The organism is Pseudomonas savastanoi (genome assembly GCF_020917325.1).
GTDB classification, from domain to species: Bacteria; Pseudomonadota; Gammaproteobacteria; order Pseudomonadales; family Pseudomonadaceae; genus Aquipseudomonas; species Aquipseudomonas amygdali.
This window is the reverse complement of record NZ_CP076652.1, coordinates 4,948,569-4,967,573: the sequence shown is the minus strand read 5'-3', so window position 1 is coordinate 4,967,573 and position 19,005 is coordinate 4,948,569. Positions and strand designations below refer to the sequence as shown.

Here is a 19,005-nt window from a genome sequence, read left to right as displayed (position 1 = left end):
AATTCAGGCCATCAGGAACCTTCCTATGAAAGACATTCAAACGTTGTTGAACGATGAAGACGCCACCGGCCTGGCCGAGTGGGTCCGGCGCGGCGAGGTCCAGCCGATCGATTTGCTGGAGGGGGTGATTCAGCGCATCGAGCACGTTGAGCCGCAACTCAACGCCGTCGCCGAGCGACTGTATGACTCGGCCCGCAGCGCGGCGCTGGACGCTGCAAAAAGCCAAGGCGTTTTCGCAGGTGTGCCAACGCTGATCAAGGACCTGTTTACCCCGGTCAATGGCGCGCGGATGAGCAATGGCTCCCTGGCCATGGGCGAGTTCCGTGCCCCCTTTGAAGCCGAAATTGTCAGCCGCCTTAGGCGTGCCGGTTGCGTGCTTGCCGGGACGACCACTGCACCGGAATTCGGCACGTCCTATTCCACCGAGTCCACACGCTTCGGCGCGACCCGCAACCCGTGGAGCCTCGAGCACAGCGCCGGAGGCTCAAGTGGCGGAGCGGCTGCACTGGTGGCCGCACGGGTAGTGCCCTTTGCCCACGGCAACGACGGCGGCGGTTCGTTGAGAGTGCCTGCATCCTGCTGCGGCGTATTCGGCTTCAAGCCCAGCCGCGGGCTCATGCCTTCAGGCCCTATGGTCGGCGAGGGCTGGGCAGGCCTGAGCACCGCGCACGCCATCACCCTGACCGTACGCGATAGCGCGGCTTTGCTCGACGCCACGGCAGGCATGGACCTCGGCGCGCCTTACGCAGGCCCGGTCCAGAGCCTGTCTTACGTCAGCGCCGTCCAACGCAACCCCGGCACCCTGCGCATCGCGCTCATCGAACAATCAGGCACCTGGCCAACCTCCGCCGAGAGCCTGGCCGCCGTACGGGACGTCGCGCAGTTATGCGAGTCACTTGGGCACCGCATCGAACCCGTCAGCCTGCCAGTGGTGTTGCCGGAATTCCTCGACCACGTCTTCACCATCATCGGCGCGAACACCCGCAACCACGTCGATTTGTTGGGCCGCATGCGTGGCTTTGACGTACAGGACGCCGAACTGGAAGCGCGCACACGCATCATCCTGCGCGACAAAGGCGGCGTCAGCGGCGCGCAATACGCCGCCGCCGTCGAATGGATACACGCCCTGGGCCGCCAACTGGCGACATTCATGCAGGATTACGACGTGATTCTCTCGCCAGTGCTGACACGCGAGCCGGCACGCATTGGTGAGCTTGTGGTGCCGGACGAAAGCCTGAGCCTTGAAGACATGATCGAGCGGTCGCATCGGTATTCGCCTTTTGCAGCGTTGTTCAATGCGAGTGGCCAACCGGCGATGTCGGTACCGTTGTCCTGGAGTGCGGCGGGGCTACCGATGGGGGCGCATTTTGCTGGGCGGTTTGGGGAGGAGGGGGTGTTGTTGGGGTTGGCTGGGCAGTTGGAGCGGGTGCGGCCTTGGCGGGGGCGGGTGCCGGGGGTTAGTTGCTGAGGGGGGGGCCATATGCTCGTTCGATACCGGGGGGCGTTGGTAGGCGAGAGGATGCGAAAAAGACGCTTTAGGGCGTCTTCGTCTGCAATTTGATGGGCCGGGGTAGTTTGAAACCAGTCGGTATCTATCTGTATTGTTTAATAAATAATTGTTTGGTCAATTTGCTTGGAATACCAGATGGAACGCTGCGTGCTCTGGATTCTGATGGACGGTGCTTTTTGAGAACTGGCTCCAAATACTAATCAGAGCCGAATCTATCGAGAATCGATTTATCGTGCTTGGCGCGCTCATCCGGAGAGGTCACTACCTTGCCGTCACGCACGACCAGATTTGGCCCGATGGCTACCCAGCTGTAGTTGGGCGGGCCAATTATGTTGATAGGCAGCAAGCGAATCAAAACGGTGGCTGGTAGCGGGCCAGCGTCGGCCTAAATGCTGCCGGTCAAGAACGGCCGCATTTGGCCCAAATCGGTCACTTATGAAAAAGCGCTACCGATCAGCATCAGAAAATCCCTGCAACACTGATCGATTTTTGAGCCACTGTAGTAAGCTTCTTGCATTTTTTAAGCATTGTTGAGAGAACGCCTTGGTCAGTGGAGATGTAGAGAAGCGTTTGTGGGCTGTAGCAGACCAGCTATGGGCCAATACGGGGTTGAGGCCGGGGGAGTTCTCGGTGCCTGTTCTGGGGCTGATCTTCCTGCGATATGCCGAGAAGATGTACGCCGCTGCCGAAGAGAAGCTGGGGCCGATCGGCTCTGGTGGGCGCCGCAAGGTCAGCAAAGACGACTATCTGGCCGAGGGCGTGATCTTCCTGCCAGAGAAGGCTCGCTTCTCCTACCTGCAGACCCTCACCGAAGGCGATGTCATTGGGCTGGCGATCAACGAAGCTATGAAGGCCGTTGAGGAAGAGAATGTCGACCTCAAAGGCGCTCTGCCTCGCAACTACGTCCAGCTTGGCAACAAGGTGCTGCTGGAGCTGATCAAGCTGCTTGGGCCGGTTGATCTGAGCGGAGACGCTTTCGGCAAGGTCTACGAGTACTTCCTGGGCAACTTCGCGTTGAAGGAAGGCCAGAAAGGCGGTGTCTTCTATACCCCTGAGTCCATTGTGAAGCTGATCGTCGAGATCATCGAACCGTTTCAGGGGCGGATCTTCGACCCGGCCTGTGGGTCGGGCGGTATGTTCGCCCAGTCGGCTGAGTTCGTGAAGCGTCACCACAAGACGGCGATGGAAGAAATCTCCATCTTCGGCACCGAGAAAGAGCAGGTCACAGTCAATCTCAACAAGATGAACCTGGCTGTGCACGGCCTGTCGGGTGATGTGCGTATTGCCAACACCTACTACGAAGACCCGCATGAGGCTGTTACTCGTGATGGTGGGCGCTTCGACTTCGTTATGGCTAATCCGCCGTTCAACGTATCGGGTGTCGATAAGGAGCGTCTTGAGGGCGACCTGCGGTTCCCGTTCGGCGTACCGAAGACCGACAACGCCAACTACCTCTGGATTCAGCTCTTTTACGCATCGCTGAACAAGAACGGTCGCGCTGGTTTCGTTATGGCAAACTCGGCAGGTGATGCACGAGGCAGCGAGCAGGTGATTCGGCAAAAGCTGATTGAGAGCGGCGCAGTCGATGTAGTCGTTTCGGTTGGCTCGAACTTTTTCTACACCGTGACTCTGCCTTGCACGCTCTGGTTCTTCGACAGGGCGAAAGAACGTAATGCAGAGCGAGCAGACAAGGTTCTGTTTATCGACGCTCGCCACATCTACCGGCAAATTGACCGGGCTCACCGTGATTTCATGCCTGAGCAGATCGAATTTCTTGCCAATGTTGTGCGATTGTATCGAGGCGAAGCCCTAGAGCTAGATCAGGGAAGTGCTGAACTGCTGGCCGAGAGGGGGCTGGGCGACGCTTATGTGGATGTCCCAGGGCTGTGCAAGGTTGCCACTCGGGAAGAGATTGAGGCACAGGGCTGGTCGTTGAATCCTGGGCGGTATGTGGGGGCAACTGCGAGAGAAACCGAGGATGTGGACTTTACGGAGCGACTGGAGGATTTAGCTGAGGAGTTAGAGGTTCTGAATGCTGAGGCTCGTGAACTAGAAGAGTCTGTTGGTCGCAGCATTGCCCTACTTCTAGGGGGAACGGCATGAGTCACGATCAGCCACAGGCTTGGCGTACGGTTACCATAGAAGACCTTGGGCAAGTCGTCACAGGACGAACTCCGCCATCAAGCAAGCCAGAGATGTTTGGAAGTTTGTATCCTTTCATTACTCCCAGCGATATGAGGTTTGGTCTGCGGCGCGTAACTACGGAACGATCAATATCCCTTGTCGGATCCTTGGCTCTAAGTCGAATTAAACTTCCACCGAAGTCAGTCGCATTTGTCTGTATCGGAGCGACGATAGGCAAGGTCTGCCTGACTTCCGAGGATAGCTTCACTAATCAGCAGATCAATAGCATAGTTGTTGATTGCGACAGGCACTCTCCTGACTTTGTTTATTACTTAATGCTGGGCATGGCGGATAAGGTGAAGGCCTTGGCGGGCGGAGCCGCAACACCAATTGTCAATAAATCGTCATTTTGTGGGATCTCGGTTTCTATTCCGCCAATTGATATCCAGTCAAAGATAGCTTTTACCCTTTCAGCTTACGACGATCTAATCGAAAACAACACGCGCCGCATCGAGATTCTCGAAGAAATGGCGCGGCGGTTGTACGAGGAGTGGTTCGTTCAGTTCCGCTTTCCGGGGCATGAGGAGGTAGGTTTCAAGGAGAGTGAGCTTGGGCTGATTCCTGAAGGTTGGGATTTAGTTCCATTGGGTGATATCTACCGAACAGGATCGGGTGGAACTCCGAGCCGGAAAAAGCCGGAATTTTATGGTGGCGATTATCGCTGGGTAAAAACAAAAGAACTCCAGGATTGCCCCGTCTTTGATACTGAGGAGAGGATCAGTGAGGAGGGGCTTAAAAAATCATCAGCTAAGCTATTTCCTCGCAACACTGTGCTGATTGCTATGTATGGTGCAACTATTGGCCGTTTGGGAGTGCTTCAAGAAGAGTCTGCAACTAATCAGGCCTGCTGTGCGATCCTGCCAAATAGTCAAGGTTGCGGGTGGGGCTACGCCTATTTAAGTCTTTTTTCCAGGCGTCAAGCTCTGATTGATCTCAGAGCCGGCGCTGCGCAGCAAAACATTAGTCAGGATGTGATAAAGAGGTTCAGGTTGTTGAGGGCTTCTGATGAGCTTCATAATCAATTCGAGATGGCCGTGACTCCATTCTTGACACTATGTTTTGCTCTTTACAGGAAAATCGCTAACCTCCGAGCACAGCGTGACCTGCTCCTTCCCAAGCTAATCTCCGGTGAGATCGACGTATCCGATATCCCCATGCCGACCTAAAAGGAGTTCAGGCGCATGAGTCCAGCAGCACCACATTCGTACGACTATTCCGAGGGCACGCTGGTCGAGCAGCCAGCCATTGCGCTGTTCGAGTCTCTCGGCTGGGAAACTGGGAACCTCTACGCAGAGTGGGCAGGTTTCTCCAGCGAAGGTCGACAGACCCAGCAGGAGGTGGTGTTGGAGAGTCGTCTGCGGGCTGCGCTCAGCAAGCTCAACCCTGATCTGCCTGACGAGGCTATCGATTTGGTGGTCGAGGAATTGGCCCGAGATCGCTCCAAGCTGCTGCCGGTCAACGCCAATCAGGAAGTTTACCGGCTGCTGAAGGATGGGGTGCCCGTCTCGGTTACCGATGAACATGGACACAACACGCTCAAGGTTGCCAAGGTCATCGACTGGGGTGATGTCGAGGAGAACGACTTCTTCCTCGCCTCCCAGTTCTGGGTGAAGGGGGACTACCACACTCGGCGCACGGACTTGCTTGGCTTCGTGAACGGTATCCCGCTGTTGTTCGTTGAACTGAAGGCGACGCACAAGACACTCAAGGCTGCCTACGATGACAACCTCACCGACTACCGCACGGTCATCCCGCAGCTCTTTACCTACAACGGCGTACTGATGCTGTCGAATGGCTCTCAGACGGTCGTGGGTAGCACTTTCTCGCCTTGGGAACATCTATTCGAGTGGAAGCGGATCAACGATGAAGGTGAGAAGGGCGTTGTCTCCCTAGAAACGGCGATCCGAGGCATCGGTGAGCCTTCCAGGCTGCTAGACATCGTAGAGAACTTCACCGTCTTCGAGGATGTGGCTGGTGGTGTGATCAAGAAGATCGCCAAGAATCACCAGTACCTGGGGGTCAATAAGGCCATCGCTGAGGCCTGGCGTACCAAGGATCGCCCAAAGGATCAGGCTGGACGGCTTGGCGTATTCTGGCACACCCAAGGGTCAGGGAAGTCGCTATCGATGGTCTTCTTCGCTCAGAAGATCCTACGCAAGATCCCAGGCAACTGGACGTTCGTGATCGTCACTGACCGCAACGAACTGGACGATCAAATCTACAAGACCTTCGCCGCTACTGGGGCTGTGGGCGATGTCGAGGCCCATGCCACCAGTGGTGCTCACCTCAAGCAGTTGCTCAGCGAAGATCACCGCTACGTCTTCACCTTGATCCAGAAGTTCGGCACCAAGAAAGGCGAGGTCTATCCGCAACTCTCTGATCGCCCAGACATCGTCGTCATCACCGACGAAGCTCACCGCTCTCAATACGATACCCTAGCCATGAACATGAGGACGGCCCTCCCCAATGCCGCCTTCCTGGGCTTCACGGGGACGCCACTGATGGCTGGCGAGGAGAAGACCAAAGAGGTCTTCGGTGACTACATCTCCGTCTATGACTTCGGTCAGTCTATCGCTGACGGTGCCACGGTTCCGCTGTACTACGAGAACCGCATTCCCGAGATGCAGCTCATCAATGACAACCTCAACGAGGACATGGCGGCACTGCTCGAAGAGGCCGAGCTGGATGAGGAGCAGGAACGCAAAGTCGAGCAGGTCTTCGCTCGTGAGTACCACCTGATCACCCGAGAGGATCGCCTTGAGGCCATCGCCAAGGATCTGGTGAGCCACTTCGTTGGGCGTGGCTACCAGGGCAAGGCTATGCTGGTGTGCATCGACAAGGCCACCGCCGTTCGCATGTACAACAAGGTTCAGGATCACTGGAAGACGTATCTGGCTGACCTGAAAGCTCAGCTCGCAAAGGCTCCCAACGAGCAGCAGGAGGAGTTGCAGCACAAGATCCAGGTGATGACATCGACCGACATGGCTGTGGTCGTCTCCCAGGGCCAGAACGAAGTGAAGGAGCTGGCCGATAAAGGGCTTGACATTCTTCCGCACCGTAAGCGCATGAACGAGGAGAACCTAGGCGAGAAGTTCAAGGACTCCAAGGGTCCGCTGCGGTTAGTATTCGTGTGCGCCATGTGGATCACCGGCTTTGATGTGCCGTCTTGCTCGACCATCTACCTCGACAAGCCGATGAAGAACCACACTTTGATGCAGACCATCGCACGGGCCAACCGGAAGTATTCGGGCAAGGAAGCGGGGCTGATCGTCGACTATGTGGGGGTCTTCCGTAAGCTACAGGAGGCCTTGGCGATCTATGGCGGGGCTTCTTCTGGCGAAGGTGGTGAAGGTGAGCCAATCAAGAACAAGGCCGAGCTGGTCGAGTACTTGAAGCACCTACTTGCCAGGGGGATCGCGTTCCTGTCCGAGCATGGTGTGAATGCACAGGCAATCAAAGATGCTCAAGGCTTCGAGAAGGTGGCCAAGCTGGATGATGCTGTTGAGCAACTGATTGCCAATGAGGAAACCAAGAACAGCTTTATGAGTCAGGCCCGGATTGTGTCTCGCGTCTACAGAGCGATTCTTCCCGATCCTGATGCCAATGAGCTCGCTCCTGACGCTGTGCTGATCTCCGTGATTGCCCAGAAGATCAAGGCACTGGCTCCTCCTGTCGACATCTCGGATGTGATGCAGCAGGTCGAGGAGTTGCTGGATCGATCCATCGCTCCGGTGCCTTACATCATCAAGGAAGACGACGATCAGCCTCTGCATGACCTCAGCCAGATCGACTTCGAGAAGCTCAAGGAGAAGTTCAATCAGGGGCGCAAGCGCACCGAGGCAGAAAAGCTACGGGCCTTGCTGAGCATGAAGCTGGAAACCATGTTGACCGAGAATCCCACTCGCAAGGACTTCATGGAAAAGTTCCAGAAGCTGATCGATGCCTACAACTCTGGCAGTCTGAACATTGAGGTGTTCTTCAAGGAACTGGTAGATCTCACCGCTGATTTGAAGGTCGAGGATCAGCGGGCTATCCGCGAGAATCTCTCTGAGGAAGAACTAGCCCTGTTCGACATACTAACCAAGCCAGTGCCTGAGCTTGCTGATAAGGAAAGGACGCTAGTAAAGAAGGTCTGCAAAGAACTTTTGGAGACGCTGAAGGCCGAGAAGTTGGTGCTGGACTGGCGCAAGAAAGACAGGGCCAGGAGCGAGGTGCGGCGTACTCTGGAGATCGTCTTCGATCGGGGCTTGCCTGAGAGCTACGACGAGGGGATTTACAACGAAAAGTGCGAACTGGCCTTCCACCACATTTTCACGAGTTACTACGGGGCTGGTGAGAGCGTGTACTCGGCTGTCCGGTAAGGCATTGGCATGAATCGTAATTGGTTATGCAGATAGTTCAGTCCTGACTGCCTTTGCACGAGAGGGCAGCTTCTGGCCGTTAGCCGAATTCAGCGAAAATGGGTCGATAGCAGCTGGACTCACTCATCGATTGAACTTCCATGCTTTTTGTAACCTACGAGCGAGCAGCCGTACGGTCAACAAGTAGTAATACCGCGTCGCATCGCTGCGTTGATTTACGCCGCTCGTAGCTCATGGAATCCTTTGAGGTGGTGTGCATGCAAGATGTCCCGCGCAGGGCGGATGATTTTTTGCAGAACATTCAGGTAGCTTTCATGTGGCGCAATCAGGTTGCGGCTACTTCCGGGCGACACCCGCTGTGCAAATCCAAGCGCGCTTTGAACATATTCATCCACCGTAATCCAGCGAGGTGCCGAGGTACCGGCGCGGCCACCTTTGGTGCCGTCCTGGATGTTGATCTTGCCGCAGGTTTCAGCCTCACGCCTAAGCCGTGGCAGATCAGCCAAGATGGCTTCACGCAAGCGCATGCCGGTAGCCCGCGCCAAAAGAATAATCGCGGCGGGTCGTAGGTGTTGTTGGTCGCAAAGGGCATCAACGATCTGCTTGACCTGTTCGCGGTCTTGGCCCTGAGGCACTGAGTGGCGAATGCCAGAGCGCTGCATACCCAACGCCTTGCTCGGGCTTGGCAACTTCACGTACTGATCACCGCGAAGCGCCGCCATGGTCCTGTTAACGCTGGATAGCCGGTTTTGTGCGGTGCTGACGGCGAGGTCACCGCGCCGAACCAGGTCGCGCAAATACGCTGCATAGTCCGCCAATACCTTCCGATCAATCTGCCGCGCATCATTGATACCCGGCCCCTGTTCTGAGCGGCACCACTTAACGAATGCCTGCCACCGATCACAGTGTGCTTTCACCGTGCCGTAATGACCGCCGCCGAACATGTCTTTCAGCGCCTGCGGGCCTGCGTAGCTCAATTGCCTACCGTAGCCGAAATTACGGCCACCGCGTTTACCCACCAATGCCATATCGGTCACCTCATCTCTTGCTCTCCAGTCCTAGCCCCACGTCATCCCGCCAAGAATGCTGAGTGTTATCAGGGATCAAGGCCCCTGCGACCTGTGGGGAGTGTCCTCTACGCGGGACTGGCGGCTCCTTACGACCGGGAGCAAGGGCATCTCATGATCTGACCTCCTTAACACCGTTGCCGGTGGGCGGGTGGAGGCAGCGCTGGGTGACTAAACCAGCGCCTGAAGATCCTGAGCCGGGTGAACGCAGCAACGCGATGACTGGGGCATGCCTGACTGTCAGTCAGGTGCAGTCCATTCCCTGGTCTGCGGCACCATCATATGCATGGCTGTTGCTGGTGACATCGGCGTTTGTCACGCCGATTGTCACAAGGAGGAATGCCGAAAAGCCATGTGCGATAAGGGTTGCAGCAGTGGTAGGAGTGCCCGTCTCTTTCCACGGAAAGAGACGGGCACAGGTTGGCGCAAGATTCGGCCAAGCGGATAGGTTGCTGCAGGGCAGCGAAGTAGGAGGTGTTGTCTGGCGCACGAGGGCCATGATCTGAAGTAGGCATCCATCACCGGGGAGGTGACCGGGCGAGCTGCCGGATGCGAATCGCCATTTGGGAGGAGAACCACCGCGAGAGCGGCATGACCTTCAAGGTTCGGGTCACCTGGGGTGCTGTCATCGACAGCCTTTGCACGGCCAGTTCTACGCCTGTGGATAAGCCCGGTCAAGGGCCGAAATTAAGCGCCCTTGAGGACGTGAAAAGCGGTTATCCATCTGTGGAATTCCGTGGTAAATCCCGGACAACGTCGTGGCTTTTAGCTCTTCAAAGTGAGGTCCATCTAAACAGGGCGGCTTTGCAGCCCTGTTTGGATGGACCCGCGCTGACAAGCGGATAAACGAGGCTGCGTTCCCTGAATCTTGAGCGCTCAGTTGCTGTCGCCGCCGTTATTGCGCCTGTATAGCCCTAGCGGATCGGCACCACATTCTTGTCTCTGACTTGGCCGTAAGCAGAGGCGAGCAGGCTGCCGGTGGCGGCCTTCTGGATGTACTCACTCCACCAGGCCATCATCGGGCGCCGGCGCTCGATGTAATCGGCTCGGTTGTAGGCGCTGCGCACCTCATCCTTGTCGACATGCGCCAGTGCGACCTCAATTAGCTCCGGGTCCCACCCATGCTCATTCAAGATGGTGCTGGCCATTGAGCGCATGCCGTGGCTCACCAACCGATCTTGGAACCCCATGCGTTTCAATGCCATGTTGGCCGTTTGGCTATTGGCATGAGTACGCGGGTTTCTGTCAGCCGGGAAGACGTATTCGCGATGGCCGCTGTGAGTCCTCAGTGACTCCAACAACGCGACAGCGTGATCACTCAAAGGAATGCTGTGTGGGCGGCGCTTCTTCATCCGCTCCGGAGGGATAGTCCAGACACGCCTTTCAAAGTCGATGTCTGCCCAGCGAGTAGTTGCCGCTTCGGCGGGGCGAGTCATCGTGTGCAATTGCCATTCGATCAGGCAGCGGGTGGTGCGTTTGATGCTGGCGTTCGCGATCTCCAGCATGAGCTCGGGGAGTTCTTCGGGCGGAAGTGCAGCCATGTTCTCTTTCTTGGGCTTCTTGAATACTGCCCTGATGCCGGTGAGCGGGTTGGCGAAGATCAGGCCGGAGTTTACGCCGTAGGTCATGATCTCGTTTAGCCGCTGGCTGAGACGCTTGACCGTCTCTAGGCTGCCTTTGGCTTCGATTGGGCGAAGTAATGCGATCACCATCGGCGCGGTGATCTTCGCAAGTGGTGTCGTCTTCAAATCGGGTAATACGTGCAATGTGAGCGAGCGCCAAATGTCCTCGGCATAGGCTGGGGTGACCGAGTCTTTCTTGAGCTCGAACCAGGCGGTGGCCACGTTCTCGAAGGTGTGTTCCGTTTCTGCGCGCTTGGCTTCATTCAACGTATTGCGCTGCACCTTCGGATCGATGCCTTGGGCGAGCAGCTCGCGGGCTTCGACTGCCATCTTTCGAGCGTTCGCCAGTGACAGTTCGGGGTAGGTCCCGAAGCCGATGTTGATGCGCTTTTTGGTCACCGGTTCGCGGTAGTTGAAATTCCACAGCAACGAGCCGTTGCTGCGTACGCGGAGCTGCAAACCGTCACCGTCAGTGAGGACATAATCCTTGGACGCGGGTTTGACTCCCTTGAGCTGTCGATCGGAGAGGCGGAGGTTTTGAGCAGGCACGAGATTGTCCTCAAGCACTGATTCGGTATTCCAAAGATTAGCACCGGGTGAGGTGGAATACCGCCTGGAATACCCGAACGGCTGGAACTCAAAAACTCTCAAAAGACCTAAAAAGCGCTGGAGGCCGCGTATTTACTGGCTTTCAGGCACAAAAAAAGACGTCCGTGGACGTCTTTTCTGATCATTTGGTGGAGCCGGGGGGATTTGAACCCCCGTCCGCCAGTACTCCGCTGTCGGTACTACATGCGTAGCCGTGTCTATTAAGTTAACCCTCAGCGACCCGACGGGCAGGGTGCTTTGGGCGAGCTGTGTAAGTTTTAGCCGATTCGTCCACAGCGTACTGCACGGCGATTCTGTTCTATATGACAATCATTTTGGGTTTACAGACATCCCCTGATGATTGCTGGAGCCGAAGCTACCAGAAGTGCGGCTAGGCTGCTTACGCAGCTAGTTGAGCACCGTAGTTTTCGTCATTGGCAACTATAGAAAGTTGCAACAGTGGATTTACGAGTTCTGTTACCAACTCGGCATGCACCTAAAGTTTCATCACCGGCGTCGAATCCAAATCGGCCCCGAGACTGCTTTCACAGTCGCTGGGGCGCAGTGTACGCCCATTGGCGTGTCACGTCGACCCGTTTGCTGCAATCGATCAGGCTAGCCTGGTGGCGAGCCTGATCGAAGGGGTTACTTGGTGCCTTCGCTGCCCGAGCCGGTGTTTTTCAGCGAGGTGATCGCCTTTTGAGTGATTTCGATGCAGTTTTTCTCATCGTTCTTAGCTTGGGCCGCTTTGGCGTCGCTCTCAGTGGTTTCTAGCATTTTCTTGTTTTCCGGGCTTAGGTTGGTGCCGGAAGAAACCTGAGCATTTTCGATCGTTTTGATGTTTGCAGCGCACAAATCATCGGCGGCAAAAACCGGCGAAGCCAACAGGGCGGCGCTGAGGAACAATCCAGTGAGGGCGGTACGCATCATGTGTCTCTCCTTATAACCTGTGGACTCGGTATGGCCGGTCGTTGAGGCCGTCGCCCGAGGGTTTGAAAGCCCGTTCATGTTCAGGGCCTAAAGGATTGACTGTGCTGTAGCGCAGGCGTTCTATTTTATTTTCAGACAGATGCGAAAAAGCCACATTGGGCGGTTAAGGCACCAAAGTGGGGCGATCTTCGCGTTGAGGTTGTGATTGTGCGGGGTGGGATAAGTGGCAGATGGATTGAAAGTGCGCACTGCCAAATGCCCGCTACAGGCATTTGGCACAGGCAGGAAGTTAGTCGTCCTTGCCCTTGGAGCGCACGGCACGCTGTAGCTCACGGTCCGAGTCGCGTTCACGCTCGGTGTGGCGTTTGTCGTATTCCTTCTTGCCTTTACCCAGCGCGATTTCGCACTTGATCAAGTGCTCCTTCCAATAAACGGAAAGGGCCACGCAGGCATAGCCTTTCTGTTGAACAGAGCTGGTGAGCTTTTCGAGCTCGCGCTTGTTCAGCAGCAGTTTTCGGGTGCGTGTCGGGTCAGCGATGACGTGCGTGCTGGCAGTCTTGAGAGGCGTGATGTGGCAACCCATCAGCCAGGCCTCGCCATCCTTGAGCAGCACGTAACTGTCGACCAGCTGTACCTTGGTGGCACGCAGGCTTTTTACTTCCCAGCCAGCCAGGACCAGACCGGCCTCGAACTTGTGTTCGATGAAGTAATCGTGACGCGCCTTTTTATTTTGCGCGATGGTCCCTGTAGGGTTTTTCTTGAGCTTAGCCATAGGGGGCGCATTATAGGGAGTTGCATCAATGTCGGCTATGGGAAAGCGCGTGCTTGAGCACAAAGGTTGAATCCCGGACAATGCGCGATCTTTTTTGGCTGGGCGTTTCGATAATGTCGACGGACAAGGTTTCAGTCCACGGTAGCTGGGCAAGCCGCTGGGTGTTCATCCTGGCTGCCACAGGTTCTGCCGTGGGGCTGGGCAGCATATGGAAATTTCCGTACATGGTCGGTGCCTATGGCGGCGGTGCATTTGTACTGGTGTTTCTGGCGTGCATCGCGCTGATCGGCATTCCGGTCATGATCGCCGAGACGCTGATTGGCCGTCGTTCCCGACTCAGTCCTGCGAATGCGCTCAAGACGCTGGCACTGGAAGCCGGGCGTTCGGCGCGGTGGTCATGGGGGGCTTTTGCCGGAATGATCACGGCTTTGCTGATTCTCTCCTTTTATAGTGTGGTGGGCGGCTGGTCGCTGGATTACATCATCGATATGGGGCGCGGCGATTTTCAGGGCGTTTCGCCAGATCAGGTCGGTGCCTATTTCGGCGCAGTGATTGCCGACCCATGGCGTCTTATTCTGTGGCACACCATTTTCATGCTGCTCTCGGCTGTGGTGATCGGCAAGGGTGTCGAGGCCGGTCTGGAGAAGAGCCTGCGCATCATGATGCCGATGCTGTTCCTGCTGATGCTGGCGCTGTTGGGCTATAGCCTGACCACCGGGCATTTCATGGAAGGCGTGCATTTCATGTTCGACTTCAATCCCGACAAGGTACTGGATGGTTTGCTGCCTGCGATGGGGCATGCGTTCTTTTCCCTGAGCGTCGGTGTCGGCTCGATCATGGTCTACGGCGCTTACATGACCAAGGGCGCATCCATCAGCACCACGGTCGTTGGCATTGCGTTGCTCGACACCTTTGTTTCGCTGCTGGCGGGCCTTGCGCTGTTCCCTATCGTTTTTGCTGCAGGCCTGAACCCGAGCGAGGGGCCGGGCCTGATGTTTGTAACGTTGCCATACGCGTTCGGCAACGTGGCATTCGGGCAGTTGATGGGCGTCGTATTCTTCGTGCTGGTGGCTGTAGCGGCCTGGAGCTCGGCGATTTCGCTGCTTGAACCCATGGTTGCCTATCTGGTTGAGCGCACCCGTATTCGCCGCGCCTGGGTGACGTTCTGGCTGGCATTTACCTGCTGGTTTGTGGGGCTGGGAACGGTGTTCTCGTTCAATATCTGGCAAAAAGCCAAGTTTTTCGTGAACGATGGAGGTGTATTCCATCTCTACCAGTGGGGCGCATCGACTGGCCTGGACTTCTTTGGAGTCATCGATTTCTTCACTTCGCGGATCATGTTGCCGCTGGGTGGGTTGTGTTTTGTGGTATTCGCTGGTTGGGTGATGAGCCGTGAGACGGTGCGTGACGAGTTGTCGATTCGCAGTCCGTTGCTCTTCAACCTGACGTTCTTTTTGATGCGCTACGTGGCGCCGCTCGGCATTCTTGTGGTGTTTGCCGCTCAGCTCTGGAAATGACGCTCACATGACTACGCATATACAACGCTCTGCTTTACTGCCGTACCCGGCCGGGTTTCTTTATGACCTGGTCAATGATGTGGCCCGTTATCCCGAGTTTCTGCCGTGGTGTTCCTCTGCCACCGTGCTCGAGTCCAGCGAAGCGCAGATGCGCGCCAGCCTGGAAATTGCCAAGGGCGGTCTGAGCCAGAAGTTCATGACGCGCAACACGCTTACCCCAGGCGAGTCGATCGTGATGGACCTGGTTGAGGGGCCTTTTGAGCAGTTTCATGGCGTCTGGACATTCAAGCCGCTGGGCGAGAAGGCCTGCAAGATCAGCCTGGATCTGTCCTTCGACTATGCTGGCTCTATCGTTCGCGCCACCCTCGGGCCGCTGTTCAATCAGGCGGCCAATACGTTGGTGGACGCGTTCTGCCAGCGAGCGAAAGAGCTGCATGGCTGAAGTAGTGATTCAGATTGAGGTGGTGTACGCCTCTGCGCAGCGTCAGGTGTTAATGACGCTGGATGTTCCGGCAGGCTCTTCGGTGCGTCAGGCACTGGCTCTCAGTGGCATGGACAGGGAGTTTCCCGAGCTGGATCTGACGCAGTGTGCCTTAGGCATCTTCGGCAAGGTGGTGACAGATCCTTTCACGCGGGTGCTGGAGGCGGGTGAGCGAATAGAGATCTATCGTCCGCTATTGGCCGATCCCATGGAGATCAGGCGTCTGCGTGCCGCCAGGGCACGGGAGAAACGGACGCTTCCCGGCTGAACGCTGACTGAACGAAAGGCACAAAAAAGCCCGGCATGCCGGGCTTTTTGTTGAGCGCTGAGGACTAACGAGAGTTGGTGTCCAGAGGCTCTTGGGTCGGGACAGGTACGGTCTCGACGCTGTCCACGTCTTTCTGGATCTTGTCCAGCAACGAACCTGGCTTGGCCGGCTCTTCAGGCTTCTGCACCGGCTGATTCTCTGCCGGGACAGTGGTATCGCTGCCTTTGCCGAGAATGGCTTCATCGCGGCTGACACCGGGCATGAAGTCGCCAGACAGGCTCACAAGCTGATCATTGCCGTTGAATATAAGGCTGACACGCTCCTGCTGGCGTTCACCGCCACCTGGCTGCAGGCTGTACAGGTAATCCCACCGATCGGAGTGGAAAGTGTCGGTCAACAGGGGGTTGCCCATGATAAACCGTACTTGCCGTCGGGTCATTCCGGGGCGTAACTGGTCTATCATGTCCTGCGTGACGACATTACCCTGCTGGATGTCGATTTTGTAAACCCCGGGGAATGAACAACCGGCGAGTGCGAGCAGTCCCACGAAGGTGAAACTGGTTAGCAAGAGCTTGGTGTTTTGCATCGGTGGGCGACTTCCACTATCTTGGCTGGGACAACGTAAACCCCGATCATACCTGCATTAAGAGAAGCTGCGAAGCAGCGTCTGCGAGAAAGCTGACCATGGTTGAAAATAGCGAACTACGTAAAGCAGGACTAAAGGTAACCCTACCAAGGGTTAAAATACTCCAAATGCTCGATTCTGCCGAGCAGCGCCACATGAGTGCCGAGGATGTCTACAAGGCGCTTATGGAGGCAAGCGAGGACGTCGGCCTGGCCACGGTTTACCGTGTTCTGACCCAGTTTGAAGCTGCTGGATTAGTGGTGCGCCACAATTTCGACGGCGGTCATGCTGTGTTTGAGCTGGCTGATGGCGGCCATCACGACCACATGGTCAACGTGGAGTCCGGTGAGGTGATCGAGTTCTTCGACGAAGAAATCGAGAAGCTTCAAAAGGCTATTGTCGAAAGACACGGCTTTGATCTGGTTGACCACAATCTGGTGCTCTACGTCCGCAACAAGAAGGCGTAAGCCAGACGGCGTAAAAACCAGCACCAAAGGCGACCCCGTGTCGCCTTTGTGCTTTCTGCGGTTCAGCTTTTAGCGGTAACGACCATCTTTTTGGCGTGCGCCAGAGATTCCTTGGTCAGGTCGATGCCCCCCAGCATTCGGGCCACTTCTTCTATACGCTCGGTCTTGCTGAGCTTTGAGACCGCCGTACGCGTGGCGTCGTTGTCGCGGACCTTGTGCACAAACAGATGCTGATGGCCCTGCGCGGCAACCTGCGGCAGGTGGGTAACGGTCATGACTTGGCCGCGCTCGCCCAGGCGACGCAGCAGTTGCCCCACGATCTCGGCCGTCGGCCCGCCAATGCCCACGTCGACTTCGTCGAATACCAGCGTCGGCACCCGCGAGGTTTGTGCAGTAATAACCTGAATCGCAAGGCTGATGCGCGACAGCTCGCCACCCGACGCGACTTTCGCCAACGCTTTCAGTGGTTGGCCAGGGTTGGCGCTGACCAGTAGCTCTACCTGCTCAAGACCGTGAGGCGACGGTTCTACGCTGGCATTGGCTTTAAGGTCGATCTGGAAACGACCGCCCGGCATGCCCAGTCGATGAATTTCCTGCTCTACAGCGCTGGCCAGTGTCGTTGCCGAATTGCGGCGCAGGTCGCTCAGTTCGCGGGCCTTCTCTTGGTAATGCCGGGCAAATGCCTGTACTTCGTGCTCCAGGCGCTCGATGGATTCGTCGTTGGCATTCAGTGTTTCTATTTCATCCAGCAGCTTTTGCTGCAGCGTGGCCACTTCACCTGGCTGGATCCGGTGCTTGCGCGCCAGTGTATAGATGGCATCAAGACGCTCTTCAAGCTGTTGCAGTCTGGCCGGATCGGCGTCGAAGTGATCCAGAAAACGGTTCAGTTCGCCTACCGCTTCTTCTACCTGTATCTGCGCGCTGGACAGCAAGCCGGTAGCCTCGCTCAGGGCGGACGGCGAATGGTCGACGCTGCCGAGCCTATGCAGGCTGGCAGTCAGGGCATTGAGCACGTTGCCGGAATCGCTTTCGCTGCACTGCTCGACCACTTGTCGGCAAATGCTCAGCAGGCTTTCGGCATTGGTCAGGTCTTTGTGTTCCTGCTCGAGCTGCTCAAGCTCGTTTTCGCCCAGGCTCAGGCTTTCCAGTTCTTCGAGTTGATAGCTGAGCAGTTGATGGCGTGCGCGCTGCTCGTCCCCTGAATTGGAAAGGCGCTCCAGCTCTTGTCGCGTCTGCCGCCAGCGTTGCGCAGCGAGATGGACCTGACGGGCCAGGTCAGTAGCACCAGCGTATTCGTCCAGCAGGCGTCGGTGGGTATCGGTCTTGAGTAGCGACTGATGCTCATGCTGGCTGTGGATATCAATGAGCAATTCGCCCAGCGCCTTCAAATCTCCCTGAGGGCAGGGCGAGCCATTGATGTACGAGCGTGACCGACCTTCGGCGGTAATGACCCGGCGCAGGATGCAGGGGCCGTCGTTATCCAGGTCGCGCTCTTTGAGCCAGATCTGTGCTTCGGGAATGTCGCCCAGGTCGAATGTGGCCAGGATATCGGCCTTGTCGGCACCCGGCCGGACCACGCCGCTGTCGGCACGGTCGCCCAGCGTAAGGCCCAGGGCGTCGAGCATGATCGACTTGCCAGCGCCGGTTTCGCCGGTGATGACGCTCATGCCTCGATCCAGTTCAAGGTCAAGGTGTTCGACAATGGCGTAATTGTGTACGGAAAGGTGCACCAGCATTGAGCGGCTCCCGGGCGGTTTGTCTGGTTATTTATACAGTGTTTTATTTGTTGCTGACAATGCCTTCGCTTAGCTCGATTTGATCGGTTTGCAGTGGTTTTTAGTCGCTCTTGTGTCGACCCGCAATTTTTCGCTCGTCCGGAATCCGCATTATTTGTCAGGGAATGCGTATCTCGATTGCATGAAACCCTTGAAGCCGGAAATTCCGATCCCATATAGGTGGACAGAAGCGCGAATCGGGATCGCGGACGTTTTTAGAGGAGAACATGTATGGCTGACGAACAGAATCTGGATGCGCAGGCTCAGGATCAGGCTGCCGAAGCGGGCGCGGGTGATGAACTGACAACTCGCGTGCAGGTGCTCGAAGAGCAACTGGCTGCTGCGCAGGACCAATCCCTTCGCGTGGCTGCGGATCTGCAGAATGTCCGCCGCCGTGCCGAGCAGGATGTTGAAAAGGCGCACAAGTTTGCGCTGGAAAAATTTGCCGGTGATCTGTTGCCGATCATCGACAGTCTGGAGCGAGGCCTTGATCTGTCCAGTCCGGACGATGAAAGCATTCGCCCGATGCGTGAAGGCATCGAGCTGACCTTGAAGATGTTTCAGGACACCCTCAAGCGTTATCAGTTGGAAGCCATTGATCCACATGGTCAACCGTTCAGTGCCGACCAGCACCAGGCGATGGCCATGCAGGAAAGTGCCGACGTCGAGCCTAATACTGTGCTCAAGGTATTCCAGAAGGGTTATCAGCTTAATGGTCGCCTGTTGCGCCCGGCCATGGTCGTGGTCAGCAAGGCACCGTCGCCTGCAACGCCGTCAATCAACGAGCAGGCTTGAAATCAGCTGTAAGGCCCCCATTTAAAGGTCAAGCGTTTAAGAG

The 19,005-nt window shown here is 56.6% G+C and carries 14 protein-coding genes, 1 other RNA gene and 1 pseudogene; 9 read left to right on the top strand and 7 right to left on the bottom strand.

The annotated features are described in order from the left end of the window. Positions 1–25 precede the first annotated feature (25 nt). The 4 genes from KP808_RS21060 to KP808_RS21045 all read left to right on the top strand — a co-directional run bounded on the left by KP808_RS21060 (position 26) and on the right by KP808_RS21045 (position 8,055). The gene (locus tag KP808_RS21060) at positions 26–1,468 is read left to right on the top strand and encodes an amidase (protein WP_230016814.1); all 1,443 of its coding nucleotides are present in this window, start codon (positions 26–28) and stop codon (positions 1,466–1,468) included. A 585-nt stretch (positions 1,469–2,053) separates the two neighbouring features. Further along, complete coding sequence (locus KP808_RS21055) at positions 2,054–3,613, top strand: class I SAM-dependent DNA methyltransferase (RefSeq protein WP_230016813.1); 1,560 nt, start codon at positions 2,054–2,056, stop codon at positions 3,611–3,613. Beyond that, the gene (locus KP808_RS21050; protein WP_230016812.1) at positions 3,610–4,860 is read left to right on the top strand and encodes a restriction endonuclease subunit S; all 1,251 of its coding nucleotides are present in this window, start codon (positions 3,610–3,612) and stop codon (positions 4,858–4,860) included. The genes KP808_RS21055 and KP808_RS21050 overlap by 4 nt, the downstream gene beginning before the upstream one ends. A 15-nt stretch (positions 4,861–4,875) precedes the next feature. Next, complete coding sequence (locus KP808_RS21045) at positions 4,876–8,055, top strand: type I restriction endonuclease subunit R (protein WP_230016811.1); 3,180 nt, start codon at positions 4,876–4,878, stop codon at positions 8,053–8,055. A gap of 218 nt (positions 8,056–8,273) precedes the next feature. Here the strand turns inward: KP808_RS21045 and KP808_RS25990 are convergent. The 5 genes and pseudogenes from KP808_RS25990 to smpB all read right to left on the bottom strand — a co-directional run. Next, positions 8,274–9,083 (bottom strand): annotated as a pseudogene (locus KP808_RS25990) (integrase domain-containing protein); the annotation flags it as partial. Between the two features lie 953 nt (positions 9,084–10,036). Continuing rightward, positions 10,037–11,293, bottom strand: coding sequence for an integrase domain-containing protein (locus tag KP808_RS21035; RefSeq protein WP_230018938.1), 1,257 nt, complete (start codon positions 11,291–11,293; stop codon positions 10,037–10,039). A 186-nt stretch (positions 11,294–11,479) separates the two neighbouring features. Next, positions 11,480–11,867: a transfer-messenger RNA gene (gene ssrA / locus KP808_RS21030) on the bottom strand. Between the two features lie 110 nt (positions 11,868–11,977). Continuing rightward, positions 11,978–12,262 carry a hypothetical protein gene (locus tag KP808_RS21025; protein WP_230016810.1) on the bottom strand — a complete coding sequence of 95 codons (285 nt, stop codon included), beginning with the start codon at positions 12,260–12,262 and terminating at the stop codon, positions 11,978–11,980. Positions 12,263–12,551: 289 nt separating this feature from the next. Next, positions 12,552–13,034, bottom strand: coding sequence for an SsrA-binding protein SmpB (gene smpB, locus KP808_RS21020; protein WP_002555146.1), 483 nt, complete (start codon positions 13,032–13,034; stop codon positions 12,552–12,554). A gap of 113 nt (positions 13,035–13,147) precedes the next feature. Between smpB and KP808_RS21015 the strand changes: the two genes are divergently transcribed. Genes KP808_RS21015 through KP808_RS21005 form a run of 3 tightly spaced genes read left to right on the top strand, consistent with a single transcriptional unit; the run spans position 13,148 to position 15,300 of the window. Then, positions 13,148–14,551, top strand: coding sequence for a sodium-dependent transporter (locus KP808_RS21015; RefSeq protein ID WP_230018937.1), 1,404 nt, complete (start codon positions 13,148–13,150; stop codon positions 14,549–14,551). Between the two features lie 7 nt (positions 14,552–14,558). Next, positions 14,559–14,993, top strand: coding sequence for a type II toxin-antitoxin system RatA family toxin (locus tag KP808_RS21010; RefSeq protein WP_004656689.1), 435 nt, complete (start codon positions 14,559–14,561; stop codon positions 14,991–14,993). Further along, positions 14,986–15,300 carry an RnfH family protein gene (locus KP808_RS21005; RefSeq protein ID WP_230016809.1) on the top strand — a complete coding sequence of 105 codons (315 nt, stop codon included), beginning with the start codon at positions 14,986–14,988 and terminating at the stop codon, positions 15,298–15,300. Before KP808_RS21010 ends, KP808_RS21005 begins: the two co-directional genes overlap by 8 nt. A gap of 64 nt (positions 15,301–15,364) precedes the next feature. Here KP808_RS21005 and KP808_RS21000 read toward each other — a convergent pair whose 3' ends face one another. Beyond that, positions 15,365–15,886: an outer membrane protein assembly factor BamE gene (locus KP808_RS21000; protein WP_002555143.1), complete on the bottom strand. Its 522-nt coding sequence runs from the start codon at positions 15,884–15,886 to the stop codon at positions 15,365–15,367. A gap of 98 nt (positions 15,887–15,984) precedes the next feature. Here KP808_RS21000 and fur point away from each other — a divergent pair, with 98 nt between their 5' ends. Beyond that, entirely contained in the window at positions 15,985–16,392 is a 408-nt protein-coding gene (gene fur, locus KP808_RS20995; protein WP_002555142.1) for a ferric iron uptake transcriptional regulator, read from the top strand. A 62-nt stretch (positions 16,393–16,454) separates the two neighbouring features. On the opposite strand, the gene recN is transcribed toward fur, so the two are convergent. After that, the gene (gene recN, locus KP808_RS20990; protein ID WP_058407972.1) at positions 16,455–18,128 is read right to left on the bottom strand and encodes a DNA repair protein RecN; all 1,674 of its coding nucleotides are present in this window, start codon (positions 18,126–18,128) and stop codon (positions 16,455–16,457) included. Between the two features lie 270 nt (positions 18,129–18,398). Between recN and grpE the strand changes: the two genes are divergently transcribed. After that, entirely contained in the window at positions 18,399–18,962 is a 564-nt protein-coding gene (gene grpE, locus KP808_RS20985) for a nucleotide exchange factor GrpE (protein WP_003313642.1), read from the top strand. Positions 18,963–19,005 lie beyond the last annotated feature (43 nt).